This is a genomic window from Bacillus sp. T-10(2022) (assembly GCF_056502895.1).
In genome coordinates this window covers 3,359,971-3,372,462 of the sequence record NZ_CP113518.1, presented here as the reverse complement: position 1 = coordinate 3,372,462, position 12,492 = coordinate 3,359,971, and the positions used below count along the sequence as shown (strand labels likewise).

The 12,492-nt window shown below is 35.6% G+C and carries 11 protein-coding genes and 2 pseudogenes; 12 read left to right on the top strand and 1 reads right to left on the bottom strand.

All coding sequences use genetic code 11. The annotated features are described in order from the left end of the window. Positions 1–144 precede the first annotated feature (144 nt). From OSJ91_RS16455 to OSJ91_RS16430, 6 genes and pseudogenes are all read left to right on the top strand, one after another. Positions 145–786 carry an HAD hydrolase-like protein gene (locus OSJ91_RS16455; protein WP_485890070.1) on the top strand — a complete coding sequence of 214 codons (642 nt, stop codon included), beginning with the start codon at positions 145–147 and terminating at the stop codon, positions 784–786. Positions 787–961: 175 nt separating this feature from the next. Continuing rightward, positions 962–1,477 (top strand): hypothetical protein, encoded by a 516-nt coding sequence (locus OSJ91_RS16450; protein WP_413024793.1) that lies wholly within the window; start codon positions 962–964, stop codon positions 1,475–1,477. Between the two features lie 103 nt (positions 1,478–1,580). Continuing rightward, positions 1,581–2,114 carry an SF0329 family protein gene (locus OSJ91_RS16445; protein WP_485890069.1) on the top strand — a complete coding sequence of 178 codons (534 nt, stop codon included), beginning with the start codon at positions 1,581–1,583 and terminating at the stop codon, positions 2,112–2,114. Positions 2,115–2,838: 724 nt separating this feature from the next. Next, positions 2,839–3,090, top strand: a pseudogene (locus OSJ91_RS16440) (helix-turn-helix domain-containing protein); the annotation flags it as partial. A 63-nt stretch (positions 3,091–3,153) separates the two neighbouring features. Continuing rightward, positions 3,154–4,116 carry a helix-turn-helix transcriptional regulator gene (locus OSJ91_RS16435; protein WP_485890068.1) on the top strand — a complete coding sequence of 321 codons (963 nt, stop codon included), beginning with the start codon at positions 3,154–3,156 and terminating at the stop codon, positions 4,114–4,116. 76 nt (positions 4,117–4,192) lie between these two features. Next, the gene (locus tag OSJ91_RS16430) at positions 4,193–4,825 is read left to right on the top strand and encodes a type 1 glutamine amidotransferase family protein (protein WP_485890067.1); all 633 of its coding nucleotides are present in this window, start codon (positions 4,193–4,195) and stop codon (positions 4,823–4,825) included. 353 nt (positions 4,826–5,178) lie between these two features. Here the strand turns inward: OSJ91_RS16430 and OSJ91_RS16425 are convergent, their stop codons facing one another. Next, complete coding sequence (locus OSJ91_RS16425) at positions 5,179–6,402, bottom strand: IS110 family RNA-guided transposase (protein WP_350299195.1); 1,224 nt, start codon at positions 6,400–6,402, stop codon at positions 5,179–5,181. Positions 6,403–6,818: 416 nt separating this feature from the next. On the opposite strand from OSJ91_RS16425, the gene OSJ91_RS16420 reads away from it, so the two are divergent. The 6 genes and pseudogenes from OSJ91_RS16420 to OSJ91_RS16395 all read left to right on the top strand — a co-directional run bounded on the left by OSJ91_RS16420 (position 6,819) and on the right by OSJ91_RS16395 (position 12,098). Next, positions 6,819–6,995, top strand: a complete 177-nt coding sequence (locus tag OSJ91_RS16420; protein WP_084786005.1) for a DUF4083 domain-containing protein — start codon at positions 6,819–6,821, stop codon at positions 6,993–6,995. Between the two features lie 202 nt (positions 6,996–7,197). Then, complete coding sequence (locus OSJ91_RS16415) at positions 7,198–7,617, top strand: UPF0715 family protein (RefSeq protein ID WP_305163059.1); 420 nt, start codon at positions 7,198–7,200, stop codon at positions 7,615–7,617. 205 nt (positions 7,618–7,822) lie between these two features. Then, positions 7,823–9,118 (top strand): IS110 family RNA-guided transposase, encoded by a 1,296-nt coding sequence (locus tag OSJ91_RS16410; protein ID WP_485890017.1) that lies wholly within the window; start codon positions 7,823–7,825, stop codon positions 9,116–9,118. A gap of 479 nt (positions 9,119–9,597) precedes the next feature. Then, complete coding sequence (locus OSJ91_RS16405; protein ID WP_485890066.1) at positions 9,598–10,386, top strand: class I SAM-dependent methyltransferase; 789 nt, start codon at positions 9,598–9,600, stop codon at positions 10,384–10,386. Positions 10,387–10,447: 61 nt separating this feature from the next. Beyond that, positions 10,448–10,603 (top strand): annotated as a pseudogene (locus OSJ91_RS16400) (GNAT family N-acetyltransferase); the annotation flags it as partial. A gap of 199 nt (positions 10,604–10,802) precedes the next feature. Then, positions 10,803–12,098, top strand: a complete 1,296-nt coding sequence (locus OSJ91_RS16395) for an IS110 family RNA-guided transposase (protein WP_485890017.1) — start codon at positions 10,803–10,805, stop codon at positions 12,096–12,098. Positions 12,099–12,492: the final 394 nt, after the last annotated feature.

The following is a 12,492-nucleotide window of genomic DNA, read 5'->3' as shown; positions in this document are numbered from 1 at the left end:
GGCTTTAAATAAGGGTTGCTGTTGCAGCCATTTTCCTTAATGAACTAACGGGTGCGTTAGCTGAAGATTGGAGCTGTCTTTAAGGCAGCGCTTTTTAAAAATTAATTATGTTTTACTGAGAGATAGAGGGAGGGGGAATTTTCAATGAGTAAAGCAATTATTTTTGATATGGATGGAACCTTATTTCAAACAAATTTAATTTTAGAACCTGCCCTAGAAGAAACATTTGATGTACTACGAAAAGAAAGTTTATGGGATACAAAAACACCGATTGAGCAATATAGGGGAATTATGGGTGTCCCTCTACCAGTGGTATGGGAAACACTTTGCCCAAACCACTCACTAGAAATACGAGTAAAGAGCAATGAGATTTTTCATAAAAAGCTTATTGAACTAATTCAAGCACAAAAAGGTGCATTATATGCTGATGTGGAGAGAACATTAAATGAGTTAAGTAAAAAGTATCCCTTATTTATTGCCAGCAATGGACAGATAGAATATTTACAAGCAATTGTAGAAACTTATAATTTGGATAGATTTATTCAAAATACATATAGTATCCAACTGATTAAATCTGGGCATAAGTCTGATTTAGTACAAATGGTGAAAAGTAAAAATCAAATTGGAAAAGGTTACGTTGTCGGAGATCGTTCTTCAGATATAACTGCTGCTAAGGATAATGAACTTATTGCCGTTGGTGTGAACTTTGACTTTGCTCAAGAAGATGAATTAAAACAAGCTGATTTTGTAGTGAATAATTTCAAAGAAATCTTAGAGTTAGTTTAAACTTCAAAGGGCCGCCAATTGGCGGCCTTTTGAAAATAGGATCTTAGCATTATCATACATTCGCATTAAAGTGAAAAACTACCCTTAATGAACTATCGGGGCAGGTTAGTTGAACAAGGGTAATTCATAATATGTATAGAATATGTAGAGTGTAGGTTCATTTGAAGGAAATGAGGTGGCTATCATAAAGAAAATTCTTAGTTTATTGTTTTTGTTTGTATTGTTTATTGGTGTAGTTGCTTGTAACAAGGATGTGGCCAAAGAAGACGTGGCGAAAGAGGCTGATATAGAAAAATTCGTTAAAGATTACAGTACGGAACGATATAACGTTAAAGACCCCTCTAATCCTCCGTCTTCAGATGAAATTGCAAACAAGGTTAAAGAATATTTATCAAAAGATGAATATGATGCTCAAATAGCTAACCGTTATTATTCAATACCATCAATGGTAGCCAAGGAAGTTAATAAAAGTATTGAGGTACAAAACCTTAACCTTGAAGAACAAAGTAAAAATGATGATAGTACAATTGATTATAAATACACTTTAAAATTTAAGCTTTATGACGAGGAGTCATCTAAAGTTTATGATAAAGAAGGAGAGCTAACTATCTCTACTAAAGATAATGAATTAAAAATCACTCGTGATTGGAGTAGAGGGGTGAAAATTGACGGTTTAGATGGTGGACTTTAATAAGAGCTTATAGAACTAACGGGTGCGTTAGCTGAAGATCGGTGCTGTCTTTTAGATAGCTTTTTCTTATGGAAATAAAGGGCAAAATATTTGGGGGTGTAAATTGTTATATAGTCCAAAATGGAGTAAAGCAAAAAAACGTTTATCGAGTTTTCTATGTGAGCCATTGCGTTCTAGAGTGGATTTTCAAGTTATCAATTACCGTAAAGCTCATGATCAATTAGGCAGAGCTGTAATTACCGTTGATAAAGTGGAAATATTAAGTATGTGTACAATTACAGCTGAAAGAGAAGAGTTTTATTTAGAAAGTGACATACGAGCCAAATCTAATCAGTATAACGATGATGATGTAACTGAAAATCTAGCTTTACAAGATCAAGCTCATAAAATGCTTAAAGCAGATGGAATTTATAGTCAATATGATTTTTTCTTTGCAATAGAAAAATACTTTAACTCTCCAATTGAGGAATTAATAAAGTCTTCGGATACTTTGATTAGAATTCTTTGTCTATTAGATCGTCGTATAGGAAAAAGAACATTACTCAAGATGGAAGAAACAATTTTAAAAGAGCATGAACTTATTCAATATTTTTATAAACTACGTTGTGATGTAGAAAATATAAAAGTTATTATATAGTTCACTTATATAGGTGACAAGTACCATCCTTTGGGAAGTAGTTCAAGAATTTATGAGAGTAATAACCAAAAATCATTTTTGAGCTTAGCGATTTTTTATTAAACCAATGGCTTTTCTTAATGAACTATCGGGGCAGTTTAGTTCATTAAGATGATATAATAAAATTACAGGGATTAAATGTAAGTACCTTGTTCCACTAACAGCTTCAAGAGTTGAGGAATATATGATTAAATTGAACTTTATCACTTAAGGAATTATAGTTGAGGAGTCCAAAAGTAAATGGAATTATACCCCAAACGAACCGAAAAATATAAAAGGAAACAGCCTCCAGGCATTTTGTTTTTTTTGGGAAGTTGTTATCTATTAACTGAATTACTTCCTATCCAATATAGGAACATATGGACAACATTGGGTGTATCCCTGGGTATATCTCTTATTGTTATTATTACTCTTTTTGTAGTTATTGATAGAATAAAGGGCTGGTATTATACAAAGTGGATTGTGTTTATTCTTATTTTTATATTGGGTGTAGGTTTATATATCTTCAATGACATAAATGGGAATTGAAATACCACTATTCTAATTTAACTAACGGGTGCTTTAGGTTAGGATCGGAGCTGTCTTTAAAAGGCAGTTTTTTCTTTATGCAACTAACGGGGCAGTTTAGTTGAAGATGGAACCACCCATTTTTTAGCAATTCACTTAAATTCGATGGCCAACCGGGATACCGAAGATGGCGGGTGTAAACCAATTAGAACGTGATCTTATCCGTATGCGGCAGCGTGAAGGGATTGAACTGGCTAAGAAAGAAGGAAAGTTTAAAGGTCGGTTAAAGAAGTACCATAAAAATCATGCAGGAATGAATTATGCAGTAAAGCTTTATAAAGAGGGAGATATGACTGTAAATCAAATTTGTGAAATTACAAATGTGTCTAGGGCCTCATTATATAGAAAGCTATCGGAAAGGAACAGTTGATGAGTTATACCAAAAATCGGAAATATATAATGGAAAATAAATTCCATATAGAGGTGGAAATATATGCCTAAAATTGACAATATGTTAGCAATTCTATGGATGCTTCGTTCAGGGGAAAAAATTACTGCAAAACAAATTTCAGAAAAGTTAGAGATGAATATAAGGACTGTGTATCGTTATATTGATACAATTTCAACAAGTGGCGTACCTATAATTTCAGAACCAGGACATAACGGTGGATACACTTTATTGAACAATTTTATTGAGGCTCCTCTTTTTTTTGATTTTGAGGAGCAAACTTCACTATTTCACGCTGCTGTTTTTGCAGAAGAAGCCGGATATTATGGAAGTGAAGCACTAAATAGGGCCATTTCAAAACTAAGTAAATACTCAAATCAAGAGCAGGAAACAAAGATAAACCAACATTTAACTAGTCTTGAAGTAATAAGTCGATTAAGTTCAATCTCTATGGAACCTTTTTTGAAGGAGTTGGAGCAGGCCGTAGCTGACGGGTACTCAGTAAAAATTCTTTACCATAAAAGTGGCGAAAAGCAATTAAATTATAGATTGGTCGATCCGTACAGAATTATCTATTGGAATAATAAGTGGTATGTGATTGGATTTTGTCATCTTAGGGATGATATCCGTAGTTTTAGAGTAAATCGAATTGAAAGTCTAATGCTAACCGAAAATAAGTTTAACCGGCCAGAAAATTTTTCAGCACGTGACTTTTTTATGAAAAACCTCCTTCCAACTATAGAAGATAAGGGAGGGAATACTTCTTTAGTTATTAATGGGAATACAAGGACGTTGGGAGATATTTGCCAACATTGGTTTTTAGGACATTATTTACAAGAACGGACTTCAAATCAAGCAGTATTTCTTCTTGAAAAGGATATGATACATACATATGTACCTTATTTACTTTTACCGTACGGTAAATCTATTCAAGTTATTGAGCCAATAAGTCTAAAGAAAAGACTTATTGAAGTTCTGTCGGAATTAATAAAATTTCATCAAGTATGATAACTTCCCTGACGTTAGCTGTCAGGGAAGTTATATTATAATTGGCTATATCAATTGTGATTGGGAGTGTTATTGGATGCAAACAAAAAAAGTTTATCTATATGTATTTAACACAATGTCAGACTGGGAATATGGATATTTAATTGCCGAACTAAACACAGGAAGATATTTCAAAAAAGATATAGCACCTTTAAAAGTAGTTACAGTAGGAGCTAATAAAGAAATTATTACTACGATGGGGGGACTGAGCATAAAACCAGATATTCCCCTTGATGAGTGTACTCTTGAGAGTAAAGATCTTTTAGTTTTGCCTGGAGGGAATACTTGGGGAGAAGTTATTCATCAACCAATCATGGAAAAAATTGGCGAAGCTTTAAAGCTTGGCACTATTGTTGCTGCAATTTGTGGCGCAACTGAGGCCCTTGCGAATATGGGATACCTAGATTCTAGAAAGCATACAAGCAATAACTTAGAGTATATTAAAATGGTTTGTCCTAATTATAAAGGAGAAAAATTTTATGAGATGGGACCTGCGGTATCTGGTGAGAACTTGGTTACTGCATCAGGAGTAGCTCCTCTGGAATTTGCGATGGAAGTACTGAAAAAATTAGATGTATTTGCACCAGATACATTACATTCATGGTATAACCTAAATAAGACTCACAAACCTGAATACTTCTTCCAGTTAATGAATTCAATAAATAGATGAGCTAAAAAAATCAACTTAGCAGATTTATATTAGTTTAAATAATTACCATGCTTTAGACAATGTCAAAGCATGGTTTTTGAATATAACTTAAAAATGCTTATGGAGTAATGAAAAAAGCCCAATTTCTCTTAATTAACGATGAAGTTGGGCTTTTTAGTATTGAAAATTCCTTAACGTTGTAAATCCGCATTTTCCTGACGGTACCCCTAATTGTATTCCTTATGGAACTACCATGAAAATAGACTTCTGGAATTTAGGGGAAAAGGCAATACTTAAGAAGACGCAGCTCATTGTTTTTTAAAAAAGGGGAGAGCGCCTAATTTACTGATTTATTGTAGGTAAGTGGACTGAATTTAAGATGCTTCAGGTTCTTGTAACGTAACTGTGTATCCTAAACTTTCAAGTCTTCTTAGTGAGTGCCGAAAAATTGATTGTTGTCTCTGCTTATCAAAGTAGTCTTCGCCTAAGTCTACATACATTTCTTTTCGAGTTAAGAGATAATAGGAGATACGTAACATGGCATGAGCGACTACTATTCCTGCTCGTTTCTTACCTTTTCGTGATGCTGTACGCCTATACAGTGCTCCGAGATAGTTTTTAGATCCTCTTACAGAATGAGCTGCTTCTGTTAATGCTGATCTCAAATACTTGTTTCCTTTTTTTGTTTTAGCCGATTTTCTTTTTCCCGCACTTTCGTTATGCCCAGGAACTAGTCCTGCCCAAGAACACATATGAGCTGCACTTGGAAACTGTTTCTTAATATCAGTCCCAATTTCAGATAAAATTTGCTCAGCCATTCTTGTAGCTATGCCAGGAATAGAGTCTAATCGTTCCACATCTTCTTGATAGGAGCTTACTCTTTCCTCGACCTCTTGGTCGAGCATCTCGATTTGCTCTGTTAAAAAATCAATATGCTTTAAAATGGTTTTTAACATGAGGCGTTGATGCGAATTGATATAACCTTTAAGGGCGAGTTCTAGTTCATCTTTCTTCTTTTTCATTGTGCGTCGAGCAAAGTTTGCTAGTTTTTCAGGGTCTTCTTCACCTTCGGCAATTGCGTTAAGCATGTCACGAGCCGAAACACCCATAACGTCTGAAACCACTGAGCCTAGCTTAATATTTGCGCCCTCTAACACTTTTTGGATGCGATTATGTTGTCTAGCACGTTCTTCAATGATACTTCTACGGTACCGAACTAGTTCACGTAGTTCCCGTTGATTTCGATCTGGAATGTAACTAGCTTTTAGAAGTCCATGACGAAGAAGTTTGGCAATCCATTCTGCATCTTTAACATCTGTTTTACGCCCTGGCACTGCTTTCATATGTTGAGCATTCACAACTAAAAACTCAATCTCTTCAGCTTCTAATAAATTAACAATAGGTTTCCAATATACACTGGTACTCTCCATGGCAACATGAGTACAGTTATTCTGTTTAATCCAATCCACTAACTGAATTAGAAAAACAGTTTTTGTTGAAAACGTTTGAATCTCCTTTCCTTCTGGTGTCATAATACATGCAGTAATATTGTCCTTATGGACATCCATACCACATGCTCTTTCAATGACTACTTCCATTGAAAACATCCTTTCTACGGCTCTCAATATAATTGGAGGCTGGTGCAAAAACCAGAATAGGATTAATCTACCATGTGTGCTTCCCGTAAGGGAGCGACAGTCAGTGGTGCACCTTGGTCGTTGGAGTCAGACTAACGGATGGGCTCTAACGCACCATAGTTCATCGACCTTCCTCTCCCAGCCGTAGAATCAGTATTGACCGTTCTGAACCATTTTCATTCTCTGTGGTGAAGCGCTGATTTTTGCGCTTCATGGATGGCTAACGGGTGCGTTAGCTGAAGATCGGAGCTGTCTTTAAGGCAGCTTTTTCTTATGCCACTAAAGGGGCAGGTTAGTTCCATAAGGGAAGTGTTAAAGAACTGTGTAGTAAAAAATATGGTACACTAACACCAGTAATTGTAAAGGTAGGAATTAATATGAATATTGGCGATATGTTATATCAACTAGTTTTCCTTATTTTTATATTTGGAATATTTTCTGGTGTGTTTTTTCTTGTTCGTTCTCTCGTTACTAAACAACCAAGCAAGTCAGAAAATATCGAACAAAAGCTAGATAGAATTATTGATTTACTTGAAAAGGATAAAAAAAATTAATCTTTTTCTCTTTTGGCATTAATCCTTACTGCACTATTTATTTCAACTCTACAATAAGTCTTAATGGAACTACGGGTGCGTTAGCTGAAGATCGGAGCTGTCTTTAAGACAGCTTTTCTTATGAAACTATCGGGGAGAATAGTTGAAGAAATGATATTATTATGGAAAAAAGTAACATGACATTTGGAAAGGTTGAGAAAAATTGGAGATCTGGAAATTAAGTGAAAAAGTATCGAAAATTAGCGATGTAATACCTTATTATTTTGTTAGTCTATTCTTGTCTTGTATCTCTTTTTCTGTTTTTATAATTGTAGTTAGTGGAGAACCCTCTTGGTTGCAGTTAATGCCTGTTATTATTTATTCTTTTTATGTTGTTATACCTTATTTACTTTTTGCAGTACCATTGCAAATTATATTTAATAAACGCCCGAGAAAATTTAATGTGTTTTATCTTTTAATTTACACGGTACTTTCTTTTGTAGCAGTATTTTTATTTAATGTAATGTTATTTAGAGTTGAACCTACATATTTAGTTAAAACCCAAATATATTACGGTTTTAGTTTTGCAGCAGCTGCTATTTATTGGTTTTGGGATTCTGTCTTCTTACAAAAGAAAAACTGAAATATCCTAGTTCTTCAGCTTACAGGGTGCGTTAGCTGAAGCTCAGAGCTGTTTTTAAGGCAGCTTTTTCTTATAGAACTAACGGGGCAGCATTCCTGTAATAACTGAAAATGAAGTTTGAACGAAAAAAGACCTCTTGATAAGATGAATGTGTCCTAAGCTGGCCAGCTAAAAAAGGACAAAACATCTATTTGGAGGTCTCACAATGAATTATAACCAAAATCATAAAATCACTCAAATTACTTCTGAAACCTTAATTGTCGGAGTAGATATAGCCAAGCACAATCATGTCGCAAGAGCACAGGATTTTAGAGGATTGGAACTGGGTAAAACGTGTTTCTTTGAAAATACGAATGCAGGATTTCATTCGTTTCTAGATTGGATTAACCAACTTGTTAAAGAGTGTAAGTTAAATCAAGTGATTGTAGGCATGGAGCCAACCGGTCACTACTGGTTAAATCTAGCTCATCTTCTAAAAGAGAATAATATTAAGTTCGTATCTGTCAATCCACTACATGTTAAACGAAGTAAAGAATTAGACGATAATTCACCTACAAAGAATGACGTGAAAGATGCAAAAGTCATCGCACAATTAGTCAAAGACGGAAGATACGCCGAACCAACAATTCCACAAGGAATTTATGCAGAACTCCGAGTGGCCAAAAAACTTCGCGATCTTCTCAACGTTGACTTACAAGTCGTTCAGGGACAAGTTCATAACTGGCTTGATCGTTACTTTCCCGAATTTTTGACAGTGTTCAAAAGTTGGGAAGGCAAGGCAGCTATTCATTTTCTAAAGCTAGAAGCCTTGCCACATGAACTTGTAAATTATACGGAAGAAGAGCTCTTACTTTCCTTAAGACAAGTGGTAAAACGCAGTATAGGCTTAAAGAAGATACGAGCACTCAAAGAAGCAGCCAATCGTTCGATTGGTATTCGTCAAGGGGCAGCTATGGCGAAATTAGAGTTGAGAGCTTTACTAGAGAAGTATGATTTTATTCAAATGAAATTCGAAGAATTAGATTATCAATTAGATCAGTTATTAGACCATATCCCAGGTGTTACTCAGATGTTAGAGGTGTCAGGAATCGGTCGAGATACAGTAGCAGGGTTTTTCGCAGAGGTCGGCGACCTCAGAGACTATCAACATCCTCGCCAAATCGTAAAATTAGCAGGTTTAAGTTTAAAAGAAAACACATCCGGAAAGCACAAAGGTCAGACCAAGATTACCAAACGGGGACGAAAGAAATTGAGGGCTCTCTTATTCCGGGCAGCCATGATACTGGTGGCAAAGAACAAGGCTTTTAAAGCTCTCCATATATATTACACAACACGTGCTCAGAATCCATTAAAAAAAATGCAATCTCTGATAGCCTTGTGTAACAAGCTTATTCGAATTCTGTTTTCAATCGGTAAAAAACAATTTACGTTTCAAGAAGACAAGATGTTAATGGATATCCCTCATATGGCAACATTTATGGTGCATCAAACAGTCGCATAGTTCATCGAATTTAAGGTTACACGGTCATTTAATTAACACTCATTTAAAAGTGAAGCACGGATTAGTCGGCAAAGCAACTAACGTGAGGGCTTAGATCCTGTGGGGCAGCATGACCGACATCCACCTCATGGAAAGGTTGAACGAAGGAATGTAGGAGCATCGACTCTGTGAGACATGGGAGGGTTGACCTCCATGAGACAAGTGGATATCCTAAAGTGCGATTATAACATTGATTAAACCAATTTTTTCCTATAATTGGCTAGTTTAGCATACACTTTTTTCGATAAATCCCTACCCTTGAGGAGTGATGCCGAGCTTACATAAATAACTGTTAATGATATGACTATGAAATTCGAAGAATTCTAGAGCAATCGTGAGATTGTGTTTAGTTTATTGAGGGAGGTTAGTTCCATAAGTGACCATACATAATATGTTATAATTTGAATAGTTTGGAAAACATTGCTTAAGGGGGGATATGGATGGAAGTGAATTTTGGAAATGTGGCAAAAAATTACGCTCAATATAGAAATGACTTACCTGTTGAGTTATTGGAAAGTTTAAAACTTAGAGGAATAGATTTTAACAATAAAAAAGTGGTGGATTTGGGTTCTGGGACGGGAGTATTAGGTCGAGTTTTACTTAATGAGGGTGCAGCTGTTGTGGGAGTAGAACCTTCAGCAGAATTAATAGAACAAGCGAAAGCAATTGATAAGAGTGAAGGTAATATTATTGAGTATATAAATACATACGCTGAATCTACAACTTTAGATAATGGTTTGTTTGATTATGTAACCGTTTTAAGAGCATGGCACTGGTTTAATCGGGAAAAAACCCTAGATGAAATTAAAAGAATTCTGGCGAAAAAGGGAAAGTTGATTGTAATGGATTCAGGGTTTATATCAAAAAGTAAAGTTATAGATGATACACTTCAAATTATTAAAGCACATATGCCAAATGGAGAGTTAAAACCGGCTGGCGCTAAGGCTGAATCAAAACAGTTTATTAATGGATTTCCAGTTGAGTGGTTTAAGGAATGGCAGGAACATAAATTTGACTTAAAAGAAACATATAAGTTCAATTACACAGTATCTTTTACAAATGAAGACTGGTGTGGAAGAGTGGGTTCTCTATCTTGGCTTTCAGGATTTGCAGAAAATCAACGAAATGAAATACTTGATGAAATCTTTACTCATTTAGTAAAAGAATTTGGAGACATTCAACATAATATCCAACATGGATGCTTTATAACTATATTGAATCATTTATAAATGTCTCTTTAATTGGGGTTAATATGTTTATTATCTTATGCAACTTAACGGGTGCGTTAGTGAAATTAGGGTTGCTGTGGAGAATAAGAAAAGTAGAGGAATTCCTGAAAGATTGGGTTTTGTTAATGAAGGTTGTATCAGACAAGCAGAATGGTTGTATGACCATTATGTTGACCATATTGTTTACGGTATGTTAGCTAAGGATTGGAATAAGTAGTAATTCATACCTTAATGAGGGTGTGTTTGCTGATGATCAGGGCTGTCTTTAAGGCGGCTTTTTCTTATGGCACTTACGGGGCAGCATTCCTGTAATAACTGAAAATGAAGTTTGAACGAAAAAAGACCTCTTGATAAGATGAATGTGTCCTAAGCTGGCCAGCTAAAAAAGGACAAAACATCTATTTGGAGGTCTCACAATGAATTATAACCAAAATCATAAAATCACTCAAATTACTTCTGAAACCTTAATTGTCGGAGTAGATATAGCCAAGCACAATCATGTCGCAAGAGCACAGGATTTTAGAGGATTGGAACTGGGTAAAACGTGTTTCTTTGAAAATACGAATGCAGGATTTCATTCGTTTCTAGATTGGATTAACCAACTTGTTAAAGAGTGTAAGTTAAATCAAGTGATTGTAGGCATGGAGCCAACCGGTCACTACTGGTTAAATCTAGCTCATCTTCTAAAAGAGAATAATATTAAGTTCGTATCTGTCAATCCACTACATGTTAAACGAAGTAAAGAATTAGACGATAATTCACCTACAAAGAATGACGTGAAAGATGCAAAAGTCATCGCACAATTAGTCAAAGACGGAAGATACGCCGAACCAACAATTCCACAAGGAATTTATGCAGAACTCCGAGTGGCCAAAAAACTTCGCGATCTTCTCAACGTTGACTTACAAGTCGTTCAGGGACAAGTTCATAACTGGCTTGATCGTTACTTTCCCGAATTTTTGACAGTGTTCAAAAGTTGGGAAGGCAAGGCAGCTATTCATTTTCTAAAGCTAGAAGCCTTGCCACATGAACTTGTAAATTATACGGAAGAAGAGCTCTTACTTTCCTTAAGACAAGTGGTAAAACGCAGTATAGGCTTAAAGAAGATACGAGCACTCAAAGAAGCAGCCAATCGTTCGATTGGTATTCGTCAAGGGGCAGCTATGGCGAAATTAGAGTTGAGAGCTTTACTAGAGAAGTATGATTTTATTCAAATGAAATTCGAAGAATTAGATTATCAATTAGATCAGTTATTAGACCATATCCCAGGTGTTACTCAGATGTTAGAGGTGTCAGGAATCGGTCGAGATACAGTAGCAGGGTTTTTCGCAGAGGTCGGCGACCTCAGAGACTATCAACATCCTCGCCAAATCGTAAAATTAGCAGGTTTAAGTTTAAAAGAAAACACATCCGGAAAGCACAAAGGTCAGACCAAGATTACCAAACGGGGACGAAAGAAATTGAGGGCTCTCTTATTCCGGGCAGCCATGATACTGGTGGCAAAGAACAAGGCTTTTAAAGCTCTCCATATATATTACACAACACGTGCTCAGAATCCATTAAAAAAAATGCAATCTCTGATAGCCTTGTGTAACAAGCTTATTCGAATTCTGTTTTCAATCGGTAAAAAACAATTTACGTTTCAAGAAGACAAGATGTTAATGGATATCCCTCATATGGCAACATTTATGGTGCATCAAACAGTCGCATAGTTCATCGAATTTAAGGTTACACGGTCATTTAATTAACACTCATTTAAAAGTGAAGCACGGATTAGTCGGCAAAGCAACTAACGTGAGGGCTTAGATCCTGTGGGGCAGCATGACCGACATCCACCTCATGGAAAGGTTGAACGAAGGAATGTAGGAGCATCGACTCTGTGAGACATGGGAGGGTTGACCTCCATGAGACAAGTGGATATCCTAAAGTGCGATTATAACATTGATTAAACCAATTTTTTCCTATAATTGGCTAGTTTAGCATACACTTTTTTCGATAAATCCCTACCCTTGAGGAGTGATGCCGAGCTTACATAAATAACTGTTAATGATATGACTATGAAATTCGAAGAATTCTAGAGCAATCGTGAGATTGTGTTTAGTTTAT